The 22998-nt window shown below is 64.1% G+C and carries 25 protein-coding genes and 1 pseudogene; 15 read left to right on the plus strand and 11 right to left on the minus strand.

The genetic code is table 11. From position 1 onward, the window contains the following. Nucleotides 1-36: 36 nt before the first annotated feature. The 3 genes from QWJ39_RS04930 to QWJ39_RS04940 all read right to left on the minus strand — a co-directional run bounded on the left by QWJ39_RS04930 (nt 37) and on the right by QWJ39_RS04940 (nt 3139). The gene (locus QWJ39_RS04930) at nt 37-1536 is read right to left on the minus strand and encodes an ATP-binding protein (RefSeq protein ID WP_290256607.1); all 1500 of its coding nucleotides are present in this window, start codon (nt 1534-1536) and stop codon (nt 37-39) included. 208 nt (nt 1537-1744) lie between these two features. Then, nucleotides 1745-2458 carry a hypothetical protein gene (locus QWJ39_RS04935; protein WP_290256608.1) on the minus strand — a complete coding sequence of 238 codons (714 nt, stop codon included), beginning with the start codon at nt 2456-2458 and terminating at the stop codon, nt 1745-1747. 9 nt (nt 2459-2467) lie between these two features. Next, nucleotides 2468-3139 carry a hypothetical protein gene (locus QWJ39_RS04940; protein WP_290256609.1) on the minus strand — a complete coding sequence of 224 codons (672 nt, stop codon included), beginning with the start codon at nt 3137-3139 and terminating at the stop codon, nt 2468-2470. 578 nt (nt 3140-3717) lie between these two features. Between QWJ39_RS04940 and QWJ39_RS04945 the strand changes: the two are divergent. Next, nucleotides 3718-4278 (plus strand): annotated as a pseudogene (locus tag QWJ39_RS04945) (IS3 family transposase); the annotation flags it as partial. A 43-nt stretch (nt 4279-4321) separates the two neighbouring features. Here QWJ39_RS04945 and QWJ39_RS04950 read toward each other — a convergent pair. Beyond that, entirely contained in the window at nt 4322-4750 is a 429-nt protein-coding gene (locus tag QWJ39_RS04950) for a hypothetical protein (RefSeq protein ID WP_290256610.1), read from the minus strand. A gap of 526 nt (nt 4751-5276) precedes the next feature. Next, nucleotides 5277-5852 carry a recombinase family protein gene (locus QWJ39_RS04955; RefSeq protein ID WP_290257289.1) on the minus strand — a complete coding sequence of 192 codons (576 nt, stop codon included), beginning with the start codon at nt 5850-5852 and terminating at the stop codon, nt 5277-5279. A 549-nt stretch (nt 5853-6401) separates the two neighbouring features. Here QWJ39_RS04955 and QWJ39_RS04960 point away from each other — a divergent pair. From QWJ39_RS04960 to QWJ39_RS04985, 6 genes are all read left to right on the plus strand, one after another. Then, the gene (locus QWJ39_RS04960; protein ID WP_290256611.1) at nt 6402-7535 is read left to right on the plus strand and encodes a GAF domain-containing SpoIIE family protein phosphatase; all 1134 of its coding nucleotides are present in this window, start codon (nt 6402-6404) and stop codon (nt 7533-7535) included. Nucleotides 7536-7663: 128 nt separating this feature from the next. Continuing rightward, the gene (locus QWJ39_RS04965) at nt 7664-8920 is read left to right on the plus strand and encodes a SpoIIE family protein phosphatase (protein ID WP_290256612.1); all 1257 of its coding nucleotides are present in this window, start codon (nt 7664-7666) and stop codon (nt 8918-8920) included. A gap of 92 nt (nt 8921-9012) precedes the next feature. Then, on the plus strand, nt 9013-10983 hold the full coding sequence (locus tag QWJ39_RS04970) for a glycosyltransferase family 2 protein (RefSeq protein WP_290256613.1): 1971 nt from the start codon (nt 9013-9015) through the stop codon (nt 10981-10983). Continuing rightward, a complete protein-coding gene (locus QWJ39_RS04975; RefSeq protein WP_290256614.1) occupies nt 10967-11299 on the plus strand; it encodes an STAS domain-containing protein in 333 nt (110 codons plus the stop codon). Before QWJ39_RS04970 ends, QWJ39_RS04975 begins: the two co-directional genes overlap by 17 nt. Then, entirely contained in the window at nt 11292-11720 is a 429-nt protein-coding gene (locus QWJ39_RS04980) for an ATP-binding protein (RefSeq protein ID WP_290256616.1), read from the plus strand. The genes QWJ39_RS04975 and QWJ39_RS04980 overlap by 8 nt, the downstream gene beginning before the upstream one ends. A 145-nt stretch (nt 11721-11865) precedes the next feature. Beyond that, nucleotides 11866-13080, plus strand: coding sequence for a glycosyl hydrolase (locus tag QWJ39_RS04985; RefSeq protein WP_290256618.1), 1215 nt, complete (start codon nt 11866-11868; stop codon nt 13078-13080). A 477-nt stretch (nt 13081-13557) separates the two neighbouring features. Here QWJ39_RS04985 and QWJ39_RS04995 read toward each other — a convergent pair whose 3' ends face one another. After that, complete coding sequence (locus tag QWJ39_RS04995) at nt 13558-14310, minus strand: transcriptional regulator (protein WP_356903066.1); 753 nt, start codon at nt 14308-14310, stop codon at nt 13558-13560. On the opposite strand from QWJ39_RS04995, the gene QWJ39_RS16265 reads away from it, so the two are divergent. From QWJ39_RS16265 to QWJ39_RS05005, 3 genes are all read left to right on the plus strand, one after another. Then, nucleotides 14197-14484, plus strand: coding sequence for a hypothetical protein (locus QWJ39_RS16265; RefSeq protein ID WP_356903081.1), 288 nt, complete (start codon nt 14197-14199; stop codon nt 14482-14484). The genes QWJ39_RS04995 and QWJ39_RS16265 overlap by 114 nt on opposite strands. Nucleotides 14485-14607: 123 nt before the next feature. Beyond that, nucleotides 14608-15450, plus strand: a complete 843-nt coding sequence (locus tag QWJ39_RS05000; protein WP_290256620.1) for an SDR family oxidoreductase — start codon at nt 14608-14610, stop codon at nt 15448-15450. A 107-nt stretch (nt 15451-15557) separates the two neighbouring features. Next, a complete protein-coding gene (locus QWJ39_RS05005; protein WP_290256621.1) occupies nt 15558-16049 on the plus strand; it encodes an SDR family NAD(P)-dependent oxidoreductase in 492 nt (163 codons plus the stop codon). 269 nt (nt 16050-16318) lie between these two features. On the opposite strand, the gene QWJ39_RS05010 is transcribed toward QWJ39_RS05005, so the two are convergent. The 4 genes from QWJ39_RS05010 to QWJ39_RS05025 form a co-directional block, all read right to left on the minus strand. Beyond that, complete coding sequence (locus QWJ39_RS05010) at nt 16319-17491, minus strand: ATP-binding protein (protein WP_290256622.1); 1173 nt, start codon at nt 17489-17491, stop codon at nt 16319-16321. A gap of 75 nt (nt 17492-17566) precedes the next feature. Beyond that, complete coding sequence (locus tag QWJ39_RS05015) at nt 17567-17812, minus strand: hypothetical protein (protein ID WP_290256623.1); 246 nt, start codon at nt 17810-17812, stop codon at nt 17567-17569. Between the two features lie 176 nt (nt 17813-17988). After that, nucleotides 17989-18237: a helix-turn-helix domain-containing protein gene (locus tag QWJ39_RS05020; RefSeq protein WP_290256624.1), complete on the minus strand. Its 249-nt coding sequence runs from the start codon at nt 18235-18237 to the stop codon at nt 17989-17991. A 99-nt stretch (nt 18238-18336) separates the two neighbouring features. Further along, a complete protein-coding gene (locus QWJ39_RS05025) occupies nt 18337-18471 on the minus strand; it encodes a hypothetical protein (RefSeq protein ID WP_290256625.1) in 135 nt (44 codons plus the stop codon). Between the two features lie 365 nt (nt 18472-18836). On the opposite strand from QWJ39_RS05025, the gene QWJ39_RS05030 reads away from it, so the two are divergent. From QWJ39_RS05030 to QWJ39_RS05050, 5 genes are all read left to right on the plus strand, one after another. Beyond that, a complete protein-coding gene (locus QWJ39_RS05030; protein ID WP_290256626.1) occupies nt 18837-19217 on the plus strand; it encodes a hypothetical protein in 381 nt (126 codons plus the stop codon). 46 nt (nt 19218-19263) lie between these two features. Next, nucleotides 19264-19725: a hypothetical protein gene (locus QWJ39_RS05035; protein ID WP_290256627.1), complete on the plus strand. Its 462-nt coding sequence runs from the start codon at nt 19264-19266 to the stop codon at nt 19723-19725. 353 nt (nt 19726-20078) lie between these two features. After that, nucleotides 20079-20729: a helicase associated domain-containing protein gene (locus tag QWJ39_RS05040; protein ID WP_290256628.1), complete on the plus strand. Its 651-nt coding sequence runs from the start codon at nt 20079-20081 to the stop codon at nt 20727-20729. A 267-nt stretch (nt 20730-20996) separates the two neighbouring features. Beyond that, entirely contained in the window at nt 20997-22082 is a 1086-nt protein-coding gene (locus QWJ39_RS05045) for a hypothetical protein (RefSeq protein ID WP_290256629.1), read from the plus strand. A 49-nt stretch (nt 22083-22131) separates the two neighbouring features. Next, on the plus strand, nt 22132-22380 hold the full coding sequence (locus QWJ39_RS05050) for a helicase associated domain-containing protein (RefSeq protein ID WP_290256630.1): 249 nt from the start codon (nt 22132-22134) through the stop codon (nt 22378-22380). A 72-nt stretch (nt 22381-22452) separates the two neighbouring features. Here QWJ39_RS05050 and QWJ39_RS05055 read toward each other — a convergent pair whose 3' ends face one another. Next, nucleotides 22453-22983: a hypothetical protein gene (locus tag QWJ39_RS05055; protein ID WP_290256631.1), complete on the minus strand. Its 531-nt coding sequence runs from the start codon at nt 22981-22983 to the stop codon at nt 22453-22455. Between the last annotated feature and the right edge of the window lie 15 nt (nt 22984-22998).

The following is a 22998-nucleotide window of genomic DNA, read 5'->3' on the forward strand; positions in this document are numbered from 1 at the left end:
TTCCCGGACCGGTAACTCTTCTTGGCGCCGGGAATCTCATACGCGGGCCGGCCCTTGACCGGTGCCATCGCTGCCCTTCGCGGAGGGCGCCGTTCCTGCGCGGCCGGCCGTTCCTGCGTTAGCGCCGGGATGGCCGGGAACGATGCGCGTGAAACCCAGTTCAAAACGGCATCCGCCGTCGGGGGCATCGCCGGTGCGGATCCAGCCGTGGTGGGCTGCCATGATGGCCGCGGCGATGGCGAGGCCCAGGCCGCTACCGCCGCCTTCCCTGGACCGGCTTTCATCCAGCCGGACGAACCGGTCAAAGATCCTCTCCCGGTCCGGGCCCGGCACCGGCGGCCCGTCATTATCGATCGTGATGAGCGCACCGTTACCGGTGTTCCGCACCCGGATGCTGATTCTGGAAACGGCGTGCCTGTCGGCATTATCAAGGACGTTACGCAGAACCTGTCCCAGCCGCCGCGGATCACCGATCACCCTGGCAGGTTCAAGGCTGACCTCGAGGCTGCGGACGCTGGTGGAGCGAAGCCGGCGGACCTCCTCGTTCAGGACGTCATCAAGATCAACCTCGGCGCTCTCAAGACGGAGCCCGCCATCGTTGGTTTTGGCCAAGGTCAGCAGGTCCTCCACGAGGTAACGCATCCGGGCTGTTTCGCCGGCCAGGATGGTCTTCATTTCCTGCCACGTCGCCCCGGACGGGTCAGCGGCGGCGATCTCCACCCCGGCACTGAGCGTTGCCAGCGGGCTGCGCAGTTCGTGGCTGGCATCGGAGACGAAACGGCGCTGTTCCCGGTCCGAGGCCTCCAACCTGCCCAACATCATGTTCATTGTCTCGGCCAACGACTGGATCTCATCGGCCGTGGGCGGCACATCCACCCGCCCGTCCAAGCTCCGGGCGCTGATCCCAGCGACCTGGCCGCGGATCCGTTCAACCTGGCGCAGCGACCGCCCAACAAGGACCCACACGGCAACACCCACGACCGCCAGCAACAACGGCGTAGCACCCAGAAAAAACCAGGCCACCGTGGCCAGGGTGTCCGCCTGGACCTGAAGCGTCGCCGCAACAACCACCGTGTAGAGCCGACCGCCGACACTGACGCCGGTGGCCACGATCAGGTAGCTATCGGAGTCGCCCACGCCGCGCAGCCCGGACACATCCTCGCTCAACGTCTGACCCGGCCCCGGCTGCAAAGAGGTCAGCGGAACCGTTGTCGCAGCAGGCACGGACGCGGCAACGACATCCCCGCCAGGGCCCAGTATCTGGACGTAACGTCCAGTGTGGGCCGTGGACACAATGTACTGGGCCGCCTCACTGACGTCCTGCCCCGAAATCTGAGCGATAACGTCAGCAGCCTGCCGCCGCGCTGAAGTCTCCGTCGCAGCCCTAAGGGACGTCTGCAGCAGCACAAGCAGAACCAGACCGCCCACAACCAGCGCCGCCGCGACCACCAGGACCGCGGTCGCGGTCGCACGCTTGCGCACACCCCAACGCACACGCTCCTCACGGGCCGGCGCTGCTACCTTGTCAGCATCCATGGTCCAAGGATGCCAGAAACCAAATCTCCCACTCTCTCGGCGATCGCCCCACCGTACCTAACCCCCTCAGCGACTCACGGCAAGGCAATTCGGCTCTCCAAGGCAGCCACCATCTGATCCTGCCCACCGAATGCGTGCTCCCGTGCGATCAATCAGCGGGTTCAAGCCTCCTCTAGCGCTCGATCCCGCCGCGTTCCAGCGTCCTTCCCTAGCCGCCCTGCCCGGCCATCTTTGATGTCTTGGCCGGGGAGGGTTTCTGCGCGATGGCGGCCCAGGGGTGGGTGCCTTGATGCTTGTCTGCCAGGAGCCGTGAGTCTACGGTCTCGCGGTCGCCTTTGCTTTCCAGGCTTTCGGCCAGCTGCTGACGCCGTTCTGCGGTGTCCCACGCGGGTCCGCTTCTGTTTACCCGGTCCTGTCGATTGGCGCCGGCGATTGCCGCGCCCGCCACCACTTCGTCGGTGCGCGCGGCCGATGCTTTGCTGCGTTCGCTCTCGGCTCCAGCCAGGGCTTGCTGTGCCCGGGCAAGGGCCGCCGCCACGGAGGCTTCGTCCACGTGGGTGTTGTTCACGTCTATGCCGTACCGGCTCTGAACCTGTTTGCTGATCTTCTCGGCCGCCGACGCTGCTTCGGGGTCGTAGGCCTTCCACGCGGTGGCGGTCTCGTGGACCCGTTCGATCATTTCGGGGCTGGCTTCGTCCCACCAGTCCTCGCGGGAGACGGGGGCGAGCTGGGCGCGGGCCGCGGCACGCTGAGCGAACAGGCGTTGCTGCAGCTCGCGGGCTCGTTGTTCCTCTGCTGCGGCGATGGTGGGCTGTTCCTGTTCGCGCATTCTGGCAAGCTGCTCGCCGATGCGGCTGGCGACCATCAGCCCGGTGCGCATCGCCCCGTCCACTGCATCTTCCATTCCGTCTGCTTCGCTCATGCTCTTCCCCTATCGCTCGATGCCTGGATTGTTCTGCCGGTGGGTCTCTTCGGTCCGTGACTGGGCTCCCTGCATCTGCGCTGCATCCGGCCGGGTCAGAACGGACGGCAGCAGTGCGCCGCCTCGTGAACGCTCGACCAGGAACCTTGCTTTGAGTACTTCCTCGGATGCTTCCAGGTGCTGCTGGCGCAGCGTCTCCATCGACATCGGCTGTGCCTTGAGTGTCTGTGCGGTGGCGCTGGCTTCGACAACCTTGCTGGCTGACCGCACGGCTGCGGCGAGCCCCTGGACCCGGCGGAGATCGTCTGTGGCCTTGTGCATGTCGTAGATGGCACGGGCCGTCAGTGCGAGCTGCCGGAACAGGAGAGCGTACGCTGCGCGGTCGCTCTTGGACGTCGCGGCCAGGAGGATCATGGTCGCCCCGCGTGCGGACGGCAGGGACACTGCCGGGCGCGCCGGGTAACGGCGCAGCTGGGCGGACTTGGCGAGTTCTCGGGCAGCGTCTGCGAGCGGTCCCGGTGTCGGTTCTATCCGCTTGGACCATGCACCGAACGCCGCGGAAGGCTCACGGGCTGCCTGCGCCCAGGCAGCGTGATCATCGTGCGGGGTCGTGGCCAGTTTCTCCCGGAGGGAACTGACGTCGTTGGCGTACTTGCTCCACAGCTCAGCAGATGGCTGCAAAGTCTCCCGGCCGGGGCTTACCGGCCGGCGGTTGCGCGCCGCAGCGTTCCATTCCGCGACAGCGGAAGTAGCTGAATGGGCACGGCAAAAGCCCAACCGCTCCGCTGCTTTTCCCGCACACAGGTGGACGACGGGACCCACCTGACCGGCTGCACACAACCGCCAGGGAACCACATCCGTCGACCCGCCGCAGTGACCAGCGGCCGTGCACAACCTGGACCGCCAAGCGGTAACCACGGGCCGAGTTTTCCACGGCTGTAAGTCTTTACCAGTTAATCCGTGAGCGGCTGACAGTGTGATGCCGGAACCGGCTTTGACGAATATTGGCTGTCGGATTGCTGAATCTTTAAGGGACGCCTAGGGCCTCGGAACTGTCCCCAAACAGACCCGGAGGACGAAAGGCGGCCCAGCTCCCTGCGACGATGCCCGGATCACAGCCGTAGCCATGGTTACAGCAGCAGGTGTGACGCTGGCGGCACTTCCATCTTGAGTCACTGGCCCATCAGACCGTCAACGAAGTCACAGGCGACCTCTTCCCAGCCGGGCGTACCGACGTCCTGATCGGTCAGGCCCGGGTCCATTCGATCCCGGATCTGGTGGCAAGGAAGTGGGATACAGGGACCCTGGACGCAGTCTGGATCTCGGACATCACGTATCTTCGCACCGGCGAGGGGTGGCTGTATTTGTGTGCGGTCAGGGACGGCTGCTCGCGGCGGGTGATCGGCTGGGCGATGGACTCGACCCAGACGGCCAGCCTGGTCGAACGCGCGCTCCGCATGGCCCACATCCTGCGCGGCGGAGGCCCGGAGGGGGTCGTGTTCCACGCCGATCGCGGCACCCAATTCACTTCCACCCAGCTCAACGACGTCTGCGCCGGCCTGGGCATCCGCCAATCCGTCGGACGCACCGGGGTCTGCTGGGATAACGCCATGCAGGAATCATTCTGGTCCACTCTCAAGACCGAGTTCTACGACCGCCGCCGCTGGGCAACCAGACACGAGGCAATCCGCGCGACCGGCCGCTGGATCGAGGAGTTCTACAACCGTGCCCGGCTCCATTCAGCACTCGGCTACACCGCACCCGTGGAACACGAACGATTCCTCACCACAACAAAACCTCAGCCGGCACAAGCCGCCTGACCAACTGTCCACGATTTGCGGGCAACCCCATACTGCTGGGGTTTTAGGCGACGTTGGACATGTAAGGCATCCGGTAGCGGGACGGGAGTTCTGCGGCGGCTTCGGGCAGGTCGTCCGGGCCGTGGGCCTGTCCGCTCTTCCAATGGAAGAAGGCCTGTTCGCTGATTGCGTCCCACTGGCGTGCCTTGGTCCGGTAGTAGGTGCAGGTCACGTCGCCCTCGCAATAAGTGGCGACGCCGAACAGGTTCCCGATGCTGTCGGCGGTGCGGGTCGCGGCGACCATGACGTAGGGCCAGTTGCCCAAGTCCCAGCCGTCAATGCCCCAGCTGGGGATGACGGCCCAGCCGTGTTCGCCGATGAGTTCCATCCAGTCGTAGCCGCCGTTGACGTGGTAATCGCCCAGCACGGCCACGCCCTCGATCGTTTCGCCGGTGTCCTGCGTGATCGCCGTCTTCGTGGTGATTGCGTTCATGGTGTTGCTCCTTTTGCAGAGGAATTTGGCGGGTGGGGCGGCTTTGGTGACCGGCCAGCGTCCCCTCTCCCCCCGTTGTTTTGGCTGCTGGCGAAGCTTGCGGAGCTGTGGCCGACGGAGGCCTGTCTACCCGCAGGGCAAGGGGCGGGAAATTCCCGAAGGAAATCAGCGACGAAGGAGCGCCGCAGGGACATTTCCTGCACCGCAGGCCCCGACGAAGGAGGGGCTAGACCGGCCGGAGCGGACACGTACAATCCGACAGGACAGCAGCCAAAACAGAAAAAGCGCTTCTACAGCCCGAGCGAAGCGAGGCCCGTGCAGTAGGCCAGGGCGCTTGCTGGCGAGACCGAAACCCAGAGTCTTCAGGCAGCACGTCGATCCGGGCTAAGTTGTCGTGCTCTCACGTGCAGCACGGGCTTGCTGTTGGCGTATAGCGCTGCGCCGCTCCAACCAGTGAATCGCGGCGCTAAATCGTGTTCTTCTCGCAGCGCTTAGTGCACTCGCAGCGGCGGCACCGCAACGGTCTTCAGATGGCCCGTCTTTGAAGCTCGCGGTACACAGTCGTCCGTGACACCCCGAACAGTTCGGCTAGTTCGGCCTGCGTGTGCTCCCCGGCTTCATGCAGTTTCAGGAGGTGCTTCCGCTGCGCCTTGGACAATTTTGGTTGCTTGCCTTTCAGCCGTCCCTTGGCCTTTGCGACCGCCATTCCCTCGCGGGTGCGCGCCCGGATCAGATCCGCCTCGAACTCGGCCACCATTCCCAGGACGTTGAAAAGCAGCCGGCCTACCGGGTCGGTCGGGTCGTGACTGTTGCCGCCGAGACTAAGCACAACCCCTTTGGCCGTCAGCTCATCGGCAATGTCCCTGGCATCAGAAAGGGAGCGGGCCAACCGGTCGAGCTTGGTCACCACGAGAGTATCGCCGGCCCGGCATGCCGCCATCGCTTCACGGAGTCCAGGGCGTAGACGGTTAGCTCCTGTAAGTCCGTGATCGACAAAGATCTGCTTCTCTTCAACACCCAGGACAAGGAGGGCGTTTCGTTGAGCGGTCAGATCCTGCTCGTTCGTTGAGACGCGGGCATAGCCGATCTTCATTCCGGTCATGAGGAACATGGTTGCAGTAATCCCCCCGTCACCGCGCACATCACCGTGCGGGTCTTACGTACATGGACTGAGCCAGCACCTGCACGGGACGTAGCGTCGCGTCTTCTGGACACGGTGATCGACCGGCTAACGGACAGCCCGTTGTAAGGGATATCGCCCTCCCGGTGCCCTATGCGGGTGCGAGTCTCGACGACTGTGGGGCGTGGGCTAATCGGCTTCATGTTGGTGGACTGTTTCAGTGCTCCTTTACGGATCCTGCCGCGCCCTCGTTTATGGCGGTAAGTCCGGCCGGTGCGAAGTGTGAGGCTGTCCTGTGCGGTGATGAGGCCACGGTAGAGGAGCGAAGCCGTGTCTGTTGGGACTGGCGATATGCTGGGCATGGTGGGGGCCCGCAGACAGCGGATGGCCGCGGACGGACAGCAGTGACAGACCCTGTCATGGGTATCGGCTCAATTGTGTGAAGGATGTATGACAAGCACGGACTACCGATCCCAGAACCGCCGCCGCGGACCTGAGGCACAGGAACGGGCCCGGCTGGAGGACCTGTCCATGACGCGCCTTCTGGACACGCCCTCAGAAGAACGCTTCGACCGGATCACGCGGCTCGCCCAGAGACTCTTCCGGGTGAGCGCGGCCAGCATTTCCCTGATCTCCAAGGACCGTCAGTACTTGAAGTCTTTTGTGGGCCCTCTCTCGCGGGAGTCGGAGCGGCGTGACACGTTCTGCACTGAGACCATCAAGCACTCAGGGACCATGATCGTAGAAAACGCCCTCACCGATGAACGTTTCAGAACGAGCCCGCTCGTGACCGGCAACCCCCATATCAAGTTCTATGCCGGCCGACCTCTCACCGGACCTGGCGGCACCCGTGTGGGAACTTTCTGCATCATCGATGATGTGCCAAGATCATTCGGCCCCGAACTGCAATCAATCCTCGAGGACCTGACCGAAATCATCCAGCGCGAGATGAACCTCTCCTGGGACATCGACCACGGAGCCCGCATGCAACGGGCCCTGTTGCCGCCCACTCCGCCAGCCCCGGCCGGATACTCCCTGGGCACCTGCTACTACCCCGCTTTCGGGCTCAGCGGTGACTTCTACGACCTCGGAACCACCGGGGCGGGGCACTTCCGCATCACGGTCGGCGACGCCATGGGCAAAGGCATCGGTCCGGGTCTCGTGGCCAGCGCCGTCCGCTCTGCCTTCACCAGCACCGGCTGGGCCCAGGATCCGTCCGGCACTCTTAGGGATGTGTCAGGCCGCCTTGATGAGATCCTCGCCCGCGCCGGTTCCTACGCTGCAACCTTCCATGCGGTCATCGACCCGGCAACCGGCGCCGGTCACTACGCGGATGCCGGCCAGGGACTGACGCACATTCTGCGTGCCGACAACACCATCGAACGTCTCCCTCCGACGGGCCCGCCTCTGGGCCTGATGCCCGGCCGGACCTGGGACACCCGTACCTTCAGCCTCGGCCCCGGGGATGCGATCCTGATACCGACCGACGGCCTCATGGACCTCCACGGCGGTGACCTCGATCATCTTGCGACTGCCCTGGGTGAGATGAACACCCGGGAACACGCGGACACCGCCGTCAAAAAATTGTGCGACCGGAGGGGAAAGCCCGGCATCCTGGACGACATCACCGCGGTCCTGCTCCTGCGGGACGCGGAATCGGGCTAGGGGTGGCCGGCAGGTATGCCGTACCCAGAGGCTGGTAGGATGCACCAGAGACGAGCGCCGGGAAGTCCCAGCGGATCAAGCGAGAGTTAGTGGCTGGAATGGTAACGCGTGAAGCCATCATGACGAGTGTGGACGAACTCCCACCTCTGTGGAAGCAACTCCCGTTCCTGGTGTTCTTCATCGTGGCCGCCCTCATGAGCATCACCCTCCCGACCCTGACGGTGAGCGACTGGGGTGCCCTGGCTGCCGGGGCGGTGCTGACGGCCGCCGCCACAGGGTACGCCGCGATCGCCGCCCGGCCAGGTCCGGGACGCTTCGCGGGGATCATCCCGTCCCTGGACTTCCTGGCCGCCGGCGCTTTGCGGCACGGCACCGGGGAGAGCCACTCCATCTACGCTTCGCTTGTCCTCCTGCCGGTGCTGTGGTTCGCGGCGAGAGAGGGCCGGCGCAATGTGGCCTACGCGGCGGTGGGCGCTACCGTGGCCATCATTGTCCCGTTCGCCCTCGGATCCAGCATCGACGAGAACCCGAACGAACTCTCCCGCGGGCTTTACAGCACGCTGATCTTTGTCCTGGGTGCCCTGGTGGTCAACGAACTGGCGCGACGATCACGGCGAAACCTTCACACCGCCAGAGATCAGGCCGCGGCGGCAACTGCGGAACTCAGACGGGCAGCGCAGATCCAGCGCTTCCTGCTACCGAAAAACGCTGCACCGTTGCCGGGCTACCAGACAGCCGGGGCGTGCATTCCCTCCAAAGCCGTGGGCGGAGACTTCTTTGACTGGTATCTGATCGACGGCGGCCTGGGATTCACGCTCGGTGACGTGATGGGCAAGGGCGCCGGGGCCGGCATGATCGCCGCGACCACCCGGGCCGTGATCCGAAGCGCCAGGAACAGCGCCGACCCCGTAACGGCCCTGACACTCACGCAGGACTGCCTGGCCACCGACCTGAGTCAGGCCGATTCCTTCGCGACCCTGTTCCACGCCCGGCTGCGGGCATCGGACGGTCGGATCCTGTTCTCGGACGCCGGCCACGGCCTGACCCTGGTCATCCGGGCAGAGGGCACCTGGGAGCGGCTGGCCTCGGAAAACATGCCGGTCGGCCTGCTGCCGGACACCCGGTGGGAGTCCTTCGAGACCCGGCTGGAGCCCGGAGACATGATTGTCAGCTTCAGTGACGGGGTTCTCGACCTTTACGACGGAACCCTGGCCGCGGTCGACGAGATCGGGAAACTCGCCGTCTCGGCGGGGTCCGCGAAGGACCTCGTCGACTCCGTGCACCGGCTGGCACGGGGCACCTCCAACCCCGATGACGTCACCATTCTCGCCGTGGGGCGGGACCGCCTCAGCCAACTCACCCCCCTCGAAAGGATGCTGGCGTGAATGCGCCGCCGCGCAATACGGACACCCACGGCGCAAAAACACCACCGGTGCGCGCGGGGGGCGCCGCGAAGCGCGTCTGGACGCGGCTCCTCGTGGCACTGACGTGCTTGGCCGGGGTCAACTACATTGCCTGGCGCTGGATCGCCTCACTGAACTGGGACGCGTGGTGGATCGCCGTGCCGCTCGTCGCCGCCGAAACGTACAGCCTGATCGACGTTCTGCTCTTCGGGATGACGGTCTGGCGACTCAAGTCCCGGCCCCGGCCGGCAGCGGCTCCCTCGGACGCCACCGTTGACGTATTCATCACCACATACAACGAGCCCCTCGAACTGGTCATGACCACTGCGCTGGCCGCCCAAAGAATCCGGCACCCGCACAGCACGTGGATCCTGGACGACGGGGACCGGACCGAACTTCGCGACCTTGCCGCAGCGAACGGCCTGGGGTACGTGACCCGCGCTGCGGAGTGGCACGGGATGCCCCGCCACGCTAAGGCGGGAAACCTGAACAACGCCCTGATGCAGACCGAAGGTGAGTTCCTGCTCATCCTTGACGCGGACCAGATCCCGGAACCGGACATCCTGGAGAAGACGCTGGGCTATTTCAACAACCGCAAGGTCTCCCTCGTCCAGACGCCCCAGTACTTCAGCAACGTCCCTGCGGAGGACCCCCTGGGCAGCCAGGCGCCGTTGTTCTATGGCCCGATCCAGCAGGGCAAGGACGGATGGAACGCCGCCTTCTTCTGCGGTTCCAACGCCATCCTCCGCCGCGAGGCCCTCATGCAGCTGGGACTGGTGGGCTACGTCAAGGAAACCGAAAAGAGCATCCGCCGCGCTCTCAGGGCTTCGCAGGCCGCGATCCGCAAGGCGCGCAAAGCGGCCACGGGGGAATCCGCCCTCATGCGGCAGACCCTCGACGAGGTTGAAGCAGCAACCGAGGAAGCCCGTAACCGGCTCGACGCCGGGGAATCGCTGAGCGAGATCACCTACCGGGCCAGGCGCCGGGTGGACCAGGCCGTGCAGCTGCTGGTCCTGGCAGACGTATCCGCGCTTCAGGCCGACCTGGAGGAGATTGCCGCGATGTCTCCGGTGGAGGTCGGCGACGCCGGAGTGCCAGTGGTGACCGACGACGCTGTCCAGCGGATGGCGGCCCGTGACTGGTCGCCCCTCGGGGCCATCGAGTCCGTCCAGGCGGTGCTGGACGCGTTGTCGGTGGAACGGACCGATGAGGCCCAGCCGGTCATGCCGCTTGCCACCATCTCCGTGACCGAGGACATGGCGACGTCCATGCGGATGCACGTCATGGGATGGCAAAGCGTTTACCACCATGAGGTCCTGGCCTACGGGCTGGCGCCGGAGGACATCGGCACTATGCTGACCCAGCGGCTCCGGTGGGCGCAGGGCACCATGCAGGTCTTCCTTAGGGAAAACCCCCTCGTGCAACGGGGAATGAAGCTGGGCCAGCGCCTGATGTACTTCGCGACGATGTGGACCTACCTCAGCGGCTTCGCTGCCGTCGTCTACTTTGCCGCGCCGGTCGTCTACCTGCTCTTCGGTGTCCTGCCGGTCAGCAGCCTCAGCGCCGACTTCTTCTTGCGGTTCATCCCATTCATGGTGGTGAACCAGCTCTTGTTCGCCGTTGCGGGCAAGGGCATCCCCACCTGGCGGGGGCAGCAATACAGCCTTGCCCTCTTTCCCACCTGGATCAAGGCCTGCACGACGGCGGCCGGAAACGTCTGGTTCGGACGTCCCCTCGGCTTCGCCGTCACACCGAAGGACCGGCAGGCCGGCGGCCCGCGGTGGAGCCTGATACGGCCGCAGATCGTCGTATCCGTCTTTCTGGTGGTGGCGAGCGTGGTCGGGATTGGCCGGCTTGTCGCCGGAATGTCCGAACCGATCGGCACACTCGTCAACGTATTCTGGGTGGTGTTTGACCTGATCATCATGAGCGTCCTGGTTCGGGCGGTCCTGTACAAGGGCAACCCTGCCGCGGACCACCCCGACGGGACCAACAGCATCAACGAATTTTCCACCGAAAGGGCCGTCCGTGGACCTGAGCTATAAAGTCAATGAAAGCTACGCCGAGATAACCGCCGCCGGCCGGCTCAACATGGTCTCCGCGCCAAAACTCCGCGAAATGGTGGCCCAAGTTGTGGCCGCGGGTTCCTCGCGCATCGTGCTCAACCTGGAACAAACAGCGTTTATGGATTCATCCGGGCTGGGAGCGCTCATCGGCTGCCTCAAGGCCGCCCGGCAGGCCGGCGGTGATCTCCGGATCGCAGCTGTTCAGCCGCAGGTCCAAATGGTCCTGGGGCTGACCAGCATGGACAAGGTCCTCACTTCCTACCCTTCCGCCGCTGTTGCTTTCAGCAATGACTGACGTCCTCGCGCGGCGCACGCTTCGTCGGGCGGCCGAACCGGCCGCCATCGATGCCGTGCACGCCGAACTTGACTGCCTGTGGGATGACGCGTCCTTTGTTCCCGACATGGACCGGATGACGTTTGCCACCGCCGTGATCGAAGCTGCCAGCAACGTTGTGCAGCATGCAGTTCCCCAGTCCACAACGCCGGTAGAGCTCGGTGTGGATATCAGCGTCACCCCCGTCCGGCTCGAGGCCCGCGTGAGTGCCTTCGGCGCCGCCGTCCCCGACCCCATCGACACCGATGCGCCCATGCCCGACGGTGAGGCAGAGTCCGGGCGCGGCCTGGCACTCATCCGCGCCCTGGTCACCACGGTGACCTTCAAACGCCAGGACGGAACGAACACCTGGATCCTGTCAAAGACACCGCTGCACGAGTGAGCGAAATCCTTGGCTAATCCTCGGCTTCCCTTGCCTCATTTACCCATTTGGACGGGAACCGGTGCGGGACACTGGATGCAGCTTGCAATCGCCAAGCCCAGTAGCGTCCGCAGGCCCGCTTTGCCGGGGCCGGCCAAGGAGTCCCATGAAGCCATTGAAAGCCCTGGCCGCCGCCCTAGCCTTCGCCGTGGCGGGCCTGGCTCTGGGGGTAGTTCCCGCACACGCCGCCTCCGCGTCGGTTAGCCTCAGCCCGGCCAGCGGACCGGCGGGCACCAGTATCACCGTCACCGGAACCGGTTTCCCCAAAAAGAGCTCGGGAACGCTCACCGCCGGCGCCAGTTCTTCCACGTTCAAGGTCAGCACCTCCGGGTACTTCACGGCTGACGTCGTTATGCCGCAGTCTTCCGATACGGTCGTTACCGTCAAGGCCACGTCCGGAACGGTCGCAGCGTCCGCGGTCTTCACCGTCACCGCGGCCCAACCCGCACCGGTTGCCATCACCACCGCACCGCTGCGCTTCGGCGTCGGCACCCCGGGCGGCCCGCTGGCCTCAGCCGAACTGGACCAGGTCGGAACCCTCACCGGCGAAGCACCGTCGGTCATTCTGTCCTACAAAGACTTCAACCAGGCACCGCCCATCACGGAACTCGACGCAGTGCGCAGCCGCGGCGCTGTAACCCTGTTGACGTGGGAACCGTGGGCCTGGGGCGGCGGCACGATCCAGCCAGCCTTTGCCCTCAACCGCATCACCGCCGGCAACTTCGACCCCTATCTTCAGCAGTGGGGGACGGCACTGGCAGCCTGGGGCCATCCCGTGATGCTGCGGTTCGGACACGAGATGAACGGTAACTGGTACCCATGGGCCGAGGGGGTCAACGGCAATGCCGCCGGCGACTACGCCGCCGCGTGGCGGCACGTCCACAACGTCCTCGCCACAACCGGTGCCACCAACATCACCTGGGTCTGGAACCCCAATATTCCGTACTTCGGCTCGACGACACTCGACGGACTCTACCCCGGCGCCGGTTACGTGGACGCGGTGGCCCTGGATGGTTACAACTGGGGTACCTCGACGGCGGGAACCAGCTGGACTTCACCGTCGGACCTTTTCGCTCCCGGCCTGGCCGAACTTCGCCGGCTGGCCGCCGGAAAGCAGATCCTCATCGCCGAAGCCTCGTCCGCCGAACAGGGCGGCTCAAAGGCAGACTGGAACACTGCGCTGATCAGCTACCTGGCCGCCCAGACTGACGTCACAGCGGTGGTCTGGTTCGACTTCAACAAGGAAACCGACTGGCGGATCGACAGCAGCACCAGCTCGGCCACTGCTCTGGCAACAGCCCTGGCCGCACGGCCCAGATAAAAGCCACTGCAGGCCACCAAATGCCACCCGGCCGTCCGGCACCTGATCCACGGCCGCCGCGACGTCAGCGGACCAGCCATCACCCCGTGGCGACTGCACAGCGAATGGCCGTCGAGCACACTAGCATCGTCGAAGACGAGGGACACGGAGGTAGCGGCCGGATGGAACTCCTGGCCGCAGCACTCGACGAGCTCGCCTAAGATGCCACACGTCCACACGACAGCCCGTAGCTGGACCCTCACCGGACGTCTCCACTGGGTTAATCACTGTGCACGGTGAGGGATCCCTCAACGTGCATTCCTCACGAACCGCACAGAAATCAACCACCGGAAACAGGCCCTCTAGCCATGAGCTCCGGCAGAAATGGCATCGGCCCACGTAACTGAGCAAGTTAACCCTTGCCACACCGAATTGGCCGGCAGGAAGTTCCCCGCCGCGGACCCGGTTGCGCTGCTTGAGGGTTTTTGGTCGTGAGGACTAGGAGTCTGTTGGGGCCGCTTGGCGTTGGCCGGCCGCGTCGCTGGTTACACTCCAGCTGGCGAGGAGTTTCAGGGCGTCTAAGGTGTGGGAGCCGGGAGGGGCGCTGTAGGCGATGAGTTGGAGGCCGCGTTCAGCGGAGAGGTCCATCGCTTCGAAGTGGAGGTCGAGGTCTCCGACGATCGGGTGGGTGATGAGTTTGATGCCGGTGCGGTGTTCACGGACGTCGTGGGAGGCCCACAGCGTTCGGAAGGGTTCGCTGCGAGTGGAGAGCTCGCCGATGAGGTCGCTGAGGATCCGATCATGGGGGGAACGGCCGGCTTCGGCGCGCAGGAGGGCGACTGTGGCGTACGCGGCGTCGTCCCAGTCCCGGTAGAAGGCGTCGGCGCGAGGGTCGAGGAAGACGAAACGGCCGAAGTTGGCGGGCCGCTGGGGTTGTACGTAAAGCTCGGAGAACACGGCGTAGCCGAGCTTGTTGGCGGCAAGGATGTCGAGGCGGCCGTTCTGGATGAACACGGGCACGTCGGTCATGGCATCGATGAGTTGCTGGAGGCCGGGGCGGATTTGCTGGGGGCGGGTGGCACCGCGGCGGCGCCGAGGGTGCTCTCCTTCGTTGGCTGTACGCACAAGGTCATATAGGTGGGTTCGTTCAGCGTCGTCGAGTTGCAGAGCGCGGCTAATGCCTTCGAGCACGGCCTCGGAGACGCCTTTGGCGTTACCTCGCTCGAGTCTGACGTAGTACTCGACGCTCATCCCGGCCACAAGGGCGACTTCCTCCCGGCGCAGACCTGGCACACGGCGGCGTCCACCGAAATCGGGCACGCCAATCTGTTCAGGGGTGAGCCTGGCACGCCTGCTGATCAGGAACTCACGGAGGTCATTCGGGGTGTTCATGTCTTCGAATTTACGCCGTCCGCTCGCTCGTAGGGGGTCCCCAGTATTAACCGGATAGGCAGTGACTGCCTTACGCATAGCGGAAGTCGTTGACTGGATTCATCACCCCATCAGGGCCGCCGTAATTGCCGGCCCAATACGACAGTAAGGCACATCATGGCTGACAGTAACGTTTGGTTCATCACCGGTGCGGGCCGCGGTCTCGGCGTCAATATCGCCCAGTCCGCTCTCTCCGCCGGTCACAAGGTCGTCGCGACCGGCCGCAACGCGGATAAGGTGCTCGCCGCGATCGGCGAGCACGAGAACCTGCTCACCGCTTCCCTCGACATCACTGAACCCGCCGCCGCGGATAAAGCCGCGCAGGCAGCCGTCGACCGATTCGGTCGCATCGATGTCCTCGTGAACAACGCGGGCAACTTCTACGCCGGCTACTTCGAGAACATCAGTGACGAGCAGCTGCGCAAGCAGATGGAAACCAACTTCTTCGGTCCGCTGAACGTGACCCGCAGCGTCCTGCCGGTCATGCGCAAGCAGCGCTCCGGTCAAGTCATCACGATCACCTCCGCAGCCGGCCTCATCGGCCAGGAATTCTGCGCCGCCTACGCGCCGTCGAAGTTCGCCCTTGAGGGCTGGATGGAATCGCTGCGCTACGACCTCGAGCCCTACGGCATCAAGACCATGGCCGTGGAACCAGGATTCTTCCGCACTGAACTGCTCGTCGAGGGGTCCTCCACCATCTGGCCGGAACTGGTCATCGAGGACTACGCCGAGCGCACCGCACAGACCATCGCAGCCTGGTCGAGCATGAACGGCCAGCAGGGCGGCGACCCGAAGAAGCTCGCACAGGCACTAGTCACCCTGTCCGACTCCAAGGAGCTGCCGCTGCGCTTCCTCGCAGGAGCCGATGTCATGGGCAGCGTCGAGCAGAACCTCGCCGTCATTCAGGGACAGATCGACGCCCACCGCGACCTGTCGTCCTCCCTCAACTACGAGAGCTGATCCAACAGACAGCGAACGCGTACCGACCCCGCATCACTGATGCCGCGGCCAAGTCGGGGAATCAGATCATCAACAACAACCACACCTCATGCAAAGGACACCACCTCATGACTTTGAAGTTGACCGGAACTGTCGCGATCGTCACCGGCGCCAGCAGCGGTATCGGTGAGGCGACCGCGAAGGAACTTGCCGCTCACGGCGCGACCGTCGCCGTCGTTGCCCGCCGTAAGGAGCGCCTCGACACCCTCGTGACCGAGATCGAGGCCGCCGGCGGCGCCGCCTTCGCCATCGCCGCGGACGTCACCGACCGCGTCCAGGCGGAGCAGGCCGTCCAGGGCGTCGTCGACCGGTGTGGCCGGCTCGACGTCCTGATCAACAACGCCGGCCTCATGCTGCTCGGACACGTCGTGGATGCCGATGTGGAGGAGTGGGAGCGGATGATCGCCGTGAACCAGAACGGCCTGCTCTACATGACTAAAGCCGCGCTGCCGCACCTGCTCAAGTCCCAGCGACAGTTGCATCAGGGCTCGTTGAAAGCACGGCTAGTTGTACCGCCAGTTCCGGCAACCGGCATGCTATTGCGCCACCCCCTCCCTTAGGGACACTACATAACAGGCATTATGTTGTGGATTGACGGCGCATTCTCGGCCCGACATACGGCCAGCAGCTTGTTGGTGTTTGCACGATAACCCACCTGTATCCGAACCCGCACAGACGGACTTCTGTCGGCGGATGCCGCGGGAAGATGTTCTCGCCTTCAGTAAGGGACACCTGACTCCAAGTTCGAGCCAGTCTCCGGGACCTCGGCCGGCGCCCGCGGGAGTGACCCAAGATAGCGTCCTCGAGGGGTCGCAAGTCGGAGTTGCGGTCAGGCGTCGTTGAATCGTGAAATGTAGTCCGCCATCCCGGGAACGGTGAACGCCACCCGACCGAGCGCCGGTGCGTAGATGATTCCCTTGCGGATCAGCGAGGACCGGGTCATGGTCATCGAGCTTTGCTTCTTCTGCGCCCTGGTGGCCAGGTCAGCGGTGCTGGACCCCTCGTCGCCGTCGAGGGCCATGAGCTGTAGGTACGACTTTTCGGCCTTGGACGCACGCTCCCAGCGGGACGGAAAGAAGCCCTGGTCAAGCTGCTGGCGGCCGATCTCCACGGCAACCTGGGCGTCGCTGAGGGTGATGACCTTCTCAGGTGCGGTCTCCCAAGCGGCGTAGCCGTATTCCTGCAGGAAGTACGGATAACCGCCGGAAGCGTTCAGGAGCAGGTCTCTGGCGGGCGGCTCGAAGGATGCGCCGAATTTCGCGGCGGGGACAGTCAGGGCGGACTCCGCCGCCGGGTGCGGTAGCGGGCCGATGCTGCGGTAGTTGAACAGCCGCTCGGCGTAAGAGCGGGATTCGCTGAGAACAGAGGGCAGGTTGGGCAGGCCGGCGCCGGCGATGTAGAACGGCCATTCCCGCTGGTTCGCCAGATGCTGCACGCTGAGCAGCGCCGCGATCAGCGGCGCGTCAAGGTCCTGCATCTCGTCGATCACAAAGACCAGGCCAGACCGTTTCTCTGCCAATGCTGTGCAGAGATCCTCGACCAGCTCTTCAAGGTCAACCTCAATGGATCCCGAGTCCGCTCGGCCGCGGTTGAGTGCGACACCGATGTCGATACCGGTAACCCCCAATTTGGCGGAGAAGGAAGCCACACTGCCCAGAGCGGATTTCAAAGTCGCTCCGGCGCTCCTGTTGTTGAGCTTTCGCCCCGTCTGGAGAAGATTCCTCGCCAGCTTGGCCCTGACGGCGGCCGGGCCGCCATCGGCGTCCCGGCCTTCAAGGGTGACCACCATGAATTCCGCACGTTCGGCCTGCCGCCGGAACTCGTTCAGCAGCACGGTCTTCCCGACACCCCGGAGCCCGTGCAGGACAATCCCACGGTCCGGTCGACGCTGCCGGGCCTTGGCCATCAGCAGGTCGAACGCGTCCACCTCGTCCTGCCTGCCAGCCAGCTCCGCCGGACGCCGGCCCGAGCCGGGCGAATACGGGTTCAATGCACTTTCCATATCCGCAAGCATAAAGCCATATCCACAAAAATGGATATTAGCTTATGACGTCTTATTGAGACTCTTCGATCGTAGCTAAAGTCCGCTGCTGCCCTTCCATTCCTCGGCCGTCACGCGCTTGATGCTAGCCGACTGTGCCCAGCCCAGGTGGTACTTGCCGGACACGTCGAGCCATTCAATCAGACCGTAACTATGCGACCAGGCCACGGCCTTGCCGTAAACCCCGTTGACGCACACCAGGGGTCGGCCGTACTTCGGGAAGTCCCGGATCGGCGAGCTGTCGTCCATCGGGCGGACCTTGTCGGCGTCCAGGCGCGCCATAATCCGCTCCATATCCTCCGAAGAGCCTGACTTGATCACGGCTCAATTTTAGGACGGATTCCGTGGGTGGTCGAACATGTGTTCTCCACAGTGTTCTCCACATGTGAACAGGTATTCGATTGCGCCGGGGCGCCAACCAGCAACCGCGTTCGGCGGCGACATGCACGCCGAATCAGCTACTCCTGATCCCCAATTTCGCCGTCGTCGCTGATCTCGCCTGCGGCAATCCGTTCGGCAGTGCGCCTGTACGCCCTCTCGATGTAATCCTCGACGTCCTGCCGGCCGATGCGCCACATCCCTCGGCCACCGACCTGCAGGGCCCGCAGGTCGCCCGCCTTGATCAGCGCGTGGACCTGGTTCGGCTTCACGTTCAGCTCTTCGGCCACCTGGGGCGGCGTCAGGAAACGGTACTTGGGGTCACTCACCCGGCCATCCTATGTGCGGCCCTGCCCGCCGCAGCTCTCACCCGTGCGGCCCGCGGCCGCGGGCCCAGGCGACGTCAGCCACTCCCGCCAGGGCCAGGGTCAGGCGGTGGGCTCGGCGCGGCGGAGCCGCAGCTCGCGCAGTGCCCCGTTCAGCGGCGAGCCAATGAACGGCATTTCCGCCAGGTAGATCGTTGATGCGGCCGCGAGGGCGAGGTCGTTGGCGGCAGCCGCCAACCGTTGGGCAACCCGATGGCGGCGAACTCCTGCCAGCGTCTCGCCCTCAGCGCCTTGACCCTTCGGTCGATGGTGAGGGCCATCGTGTCATCGCCGTAGAGCAGCATGTACGGGATGTCGTACATCGGCGCCACCATCCAGCCGCCGTGCCGGCGGCCCAAAACTGGACATTATAGGCGTGCAGGTCACCGTTGCCGGTAAGCCAGGCGAAGACGAACTGCAGGTAGAGGTTCCGCACGGTCACCGGCCTGGCCTCGCACAACCCGTCCAGGGCGCATGAGATTGGAATGATTGTGGCTTTTTTGTGGCCAAACGGTATCCGTAGCGATAGAGTCGAAACAGCCCCACGTACACGAGGATCAACATTGAGCATCTCTACTATTCAAAACGCCGGGTTCGCCGGGACCGCACGACTGGGGATCCGCGAGGTCGTGCGTCAACTCAACACAGCACTGGGAGCAACCCTCGTGGCGGCCCTTTCAGGCGGCAAAGACCCGCGAATCAGCTACAAGTGGGCCCGTGAAAACGGCCCGGAGCCTAAACCTGCCGCGGTGCAGAGACTATTGCTGGCCCACCGGGCGTGGGTCGCTGTCTCCACCAACGAGGGCGAAGACGTTGCACGCCTGTGGTTCATCGGCGCGAACCCTTGGCTCGATGAAGTATCGCCCATCGAAGCCATTGCCAACATGGAGTCGAAGAAGGTCATGGCCGCGGCACAGGCAATGATCGACGAAATGACTCCATGATTGGAGTGAAAAGAACATCAGGGAAATGCGCGGAGGAAGGTTGACTATGACCGCTGCGGAGCACCCAGCAGCCAGGACCACGAGTCCCATGGCGGTCTCCCCGCAGACGGCCCGGAGTGTCCAGGCCGCCGAGAACATCTGGCGCAGCATCGAGCGGGAATTCGGAATGCTCTCCAGCATGGAGGTCGCTGAGCGCCTGGGGTCGAGGAAGCCTAACCGTTCCCTGGCATCCGGGCTGCGCAACGACGGGAGCATCGTCGGCATCATGCGGGGGAACTCCTACCGGTTCCCCGGCTTCCAGTTCGACGCCGACAAGGCTGTCGTGGTTCCAGCCATGCCGAAGCTCATTGCCCTCGCTAGGGAGAACGAGCGGTCCGACGAGGGTCTGGTGTACTGGCTGACCTCCCCGAGCAGCTTCTTTCACGAGCAGGACCGGCCGGTTTACCACCTGCACGAGGAGGACCGGGTGCTGGCTGCGGCCAGGGATCAGTTCGAGGGTACTTGGTGACCGGGTGACGGAGGACGGTTTTGAGGTGGTGCCAGGCAGTGGCCGGTTCTACGCGGTAGGACCGGACCGGGACTGGCTGATCGACTTCTGCGCACCGATTAATATTGAGGTCCTGCGGGGCCCGCATGACCGGCGGCCGCAACTCCTCACGGTCTCCGTATGGTGCGTGCGGAGTGGACGGCTAAGTTGAAGGTGGCTTGACCGCTCGGGGCTGACGGGCGCATTTGGATAGCCCCGTCGGACCCGGGTGGACGCCGAATAATCCAGTCGGGGCCCGCTTCACGCCCGGCGACCTTAGAACGTTCGCCCAACTGGACCTTTCAGGCAGGCGTCGTGGCAAGATGACACCCATCATGGACAGCAAATTGCGGCGCGCCCCTGACGCGGAATGGGTGTTGATGTACCGGCTCGGGCTGAGCCGGAAACGCATCGCTGAGCTGGTGGGCGCCGAACCCGCCACAGTTGGTTACCACTTGGTCATCGCGCGCCGCCGGGATCCGGAGCTTGAGGCGGCACATGTGGCCGCCGCCGGCACCAAGGCTGGCCCCTCTCCCGCGGAACTTGCCCGCATGGAAGTGATTATCGCCTGGATCAAGGCCGAAGGCAGGCTCCCCCGGGACCGCTCCGAGGACAAGAAAGAACGGTCTATGGTCCGGTGGCTCTCGGACCGACGCCGCGAAGCGGCCGAGGAGACCCTTGACCCGGGTTACCGTGACGGTCTGGCCCAGGTGCCAGGGTGGCAGAAAAACCGCAGGGAACTCGAGGACGAAGAACGCTGGCGTTGCCGCCTCGCGCAGCTTGCGGCCCACCGCGAGGCTGGCAACGACTGGCCCCGCCACAAGGACTGCGATTCTGAGCGGGAACATACCCTTGGCGTGTGGATCCACACTCAGCGGTACAAACACCGCCGCGGCGACCTCGCTCCTGATAAGGTCAGCCTCTTGGACGAGGCCGTCCCCGGGTGGCAGACCGGCAGGACCCGCGGCCGCCCGCCCGACAGGTGAACGAGATCCGCACCGCGCCACCGCAGGTGGCACGACGTGCGCGGTCGGACTGCCGGCCGATAGAAAGTCGATCGAATCCGTTCAGTAACTCAGGGCTGGTCAATTGGAAGCGAATCCCGAACAGTGTCGTCTTCCTCGCCTCTGGTCTAGCGCTCCCCCCACTGGGCGCAGTAGACCAGAATTACGAGCTTCAAAAGCGAGATCGCCAGATGCTCAGTGCAACAGTCGCAAGCAATTACGCGTCCAGCAGCACGTATACTCCCAAACGTGGTCGAAACGTCTGTCAAAATCGAAGCTTCGGGGCTGATTAGGCCAGTTGGGAAGCACAACCCTTGGGCCTCGTGGTTGAAGGCTCACCCGTGGGTGCGCCGCACAATCATCACTTTCGGGTTCGTGCTGTCTGTCCTGCTTGGAGTTCAAGTTGTAGTCCTGCTCTTGGCATGGAAACACGTGGAAGTGTGGGTTTCCTTCATGAGGGACTTCGTAACCAGTCCGGCTATGGCGGGAATGGCCGCCCTTATAGCGGCCATCATCGGTGCAAGGTCCCTAAAGCGGCAGCTCGACCAGACCAAGAGACAGGCTGATCACACTCAGGCGGAGGCGGTTCATGCGCGGGCAATGGATGCGGAAGCGTCTTGGTGGGAGAAATTCGAGTGGGTCACCGATCGAATACTTCCCAAGGATCCGAAGCAGGAGAAGCTGGCAAAGCCACTTGCCATTGGCCTGCTAACGTCGTTGCTCAACATGGCGACGGCCGAATTTCAGCGCGGCGCGGTTGATGGCGTCATTGAACATTACTTAGCGCCGGAGAACGACGAAGGCCAGCAGAAGCCTGGGCCGTCATCCAAAGATTACGATGCTGAACTACGAGCCCTGCGTTCCCTTGTGGACGCGCGCAAGAATTCGGCAGCGGGATCCAGCGCGGCAGAGGGTGCGCTGCGGGCTTCCATGTATGAACAGAGCGCCTTTGACGCACTTCAGAGTGTGTGGCAGTTGGGAAACGAACTGCAGTTCCTGCCGCGGCTGCGTGTCGGCGAGCGACATTTCATTCCTGATGCCATCCTCAACCTCGATGGTCGCCGCATGATTCTGGAGTTCAAAGCATGGACAAAGTTTCAGCACAGTGGTGCGGACAGGGTTCTTGACATGTTTTCCCGGGCGCTGCCCGTAGTCGATGCCGACAGGATCATCCTCATAACGAGTGCTCCGATTCCCCCCGAATACGCACCCGGCGGTTTTAGGGCCAATCGATTCGAGAATCTACTGTTGGTTCACTGGTTGCCCGAGGATGGGAGCGCGGCTCTGGAAGACGGGATCAGGCGGGCCCTTTCTTGGTCGGACAACGCTAAGTAGATGCTCCGGGGTAATCCATCTGCGACTTCGGATCGGATGGTGTTCTCAGATGGATCGACAACAAGGCGAACCCTGCCGCCGCGTCGCCCAGCTTGCGGCCCGCCGCGAGGAAGGCAACGACTGGCCCCGCCACAAGGACTGCGATTCTGAGCGGGAACATACCCTAGGCGTTTGGATCCACGCCCAGCGATACAAACACCGCCGCGGCGACCTCGCTCCCGACAAGGTCAAGCTCCTGGACGGTGCCGTCCCCGGGTGGCAGACCGGCAGGACCCGCGGCCGCCCGCCCCGCAGGTAAACGAGAGATCTGCACCGCGCCGGCGGAGTCGTCTCTCAAGACATCACCCGCCGCTACGGGGGCGACTCCATCTCAGCGACGCTGGGAAAGCCATGTATCGAAGTCGTGAATCTTGATCTTGTGGGCTTCCATCGGCTTGTGTCCCCACCGCGACAGCTGATGGTGGAGGTATTCGAGATAGTCACGGGCATTGTCCCACCAGACCGCGTCGTGAGCCGCAACAGGATAGTCCCCGGGAACGGAGAAGAGATTCGACGTTCCGATCACACCGAAGTGCTCCCCCAGCGCGGAAGCGACGCTTCTCCTGACATGACGCCAGGAGCTAGGGAGCAAAGTCTCATGCCTGCGGTACGTGGTCTCCCAAAGCGCGACTGCTTCAAAGATGTCCTGAGACAGGACGGTGCGGACCTCCGAACTTACCACCAGCTTTTGTAGGCAATACAGTGTCTCGCAGAGGGAGGAGGCCGCCTCGCGCTCCACCGCCCGTCGATCGCTCCTGTCCTCGCGCTTCATAGTCCACTTATGAGTGAGAAACGCCGCAGTCAGAACACCAACGGCAGCGAGGACCGCTGCAATGAGCGGGACGGCCAAAATCTCGTTCATGCTCCTCCTTCATGG

The organism is Arthrobacter sp. YD4 (genome assembly GCF_030410515.1).
GTDB lineage: Bacteria > Actinomycetota > Actinomycetes > Actinomycetales > Micrococcaceae > Arthrobacter.

Excerpts from the sequence above, each read along its gene's own strand:
- QWJ39_RS04930 (WP_290256607.1), bottom strand. The coding sequence starts at position 1,536 with ATGGATGCTGACAAGGTAGCAGCGCCGGCCCGTGAGGAGCGTGTGCGT.
- QWJ39_RS04935 (WP_290256608.1), bottom strand. The coding sequence starts at position 2,458 with ATGAGCGAAGCAGACGGAATGGAAGATGCAGTGGACGGGGCGATGCGC.
- QWJ39_RS04950 (WP_290256610.1), bottom strand. The coding sequence starts at position 4,750 with ATGAACGCAATCACCACGAAGACGGCGATCACGCAGGACACCGGCGAA.
- QWJ39_RS04955 (WP_290257289.1), bottom strand. The coding sequence starts at position 5,852 with ATGACCGGAATGAAGATCGGCTATGCCCGCGTCTCAACGAACGAGCAG.
- QWJ39_RS04960 (WP_290256611.1), top strand. The coding sequence starts at position 6,402 with ATGACGCGCCTTCTGGACACGCCCTCAGAAGAACGCTTCGACCGGATC.
- QWJ39_RS04980 (WP_290256616.1), top strand. The coding sequence starts at position 11,292 with ATGACTGACGTCCTCGCGCGGCGCACGCTTCGTCGGGCGGCCGAACCG.
- QWJ39_RS04985 (WP_290256618.1), top strand. The coding sequence starts at position 11,866 with ATGAAGCCATTGAAAGCCCTGGCCGCCGCCCTAGCCTTCGCCGTGGCG.
- QWJ39_RS04995 (WP_356903066.1), bottom strand. The coding sequence starts at position 14,310 with ATGAGCGTCGAGTACTACGTCAGACTCGAGCGAGGTAACGCCAAAGGC.
- QWJ39_RS05000 (WP_290256620.1), top strand. The coding sequence starts at position 14,608 with ATGGCTGACAGTAACGTTTGGTTCATCACCGGTGCGGGCCGCGGTCTC.
- QWJ39_RS05005 (WP_290256621.1), top strand. The coding sequence starts at position 15,558 with ATGACTTTGAAGTTGACCGGAACTGTCGCGATCGTCACCGGCGCCAGC.
- QWJ39_RS05010 (WP_290256622.1), bottom strand. The coding sequence starts at position 17,491 with ATGGAAAGTGCATTGAACCCGTATTCGCCCGGCTCGGGCCGGCGTCCG.
- QWJ39_RS05015 (WP_290256623.1), bottom strand. The coding sequence starts at position 17,812 with ATGGCGCGCCTGGACGCCGACAAGGTCCGCCCGATGGACGACAGCTCG.
- QWJ39_RS05035 (WP_290256627.1), top strand. The coding sequence starts at position 19,264 with ATGACCGCTGCGGAGCACCCAGCAGCCAGGACCACGAGTCCCATGGCG.
- QWJ39_RS05040 (WP_290256628.1), top strand. The coding sequence starts at position 20,079 with ATGGACAGCAAATTGCGGCGCGCCCCTGACGCGGAATGGGTGTTGATG.
- QWJ39_RS05050 (WP_290256630.1), top strand. The coding sequence starts at position 22,132 with ATGGATCGACAACAAGGCGAACCCTGCCGCCGCGTCGCCCAGCTTGCG.
- QWJ39_RS05055 (WP_290256631.1), bottom strand. The coding sequence starts at position 22,983 with ATGAACGAGATTTTGGCCGTCCCGCTCATTGCAGCGGTCCTCGCTGCC.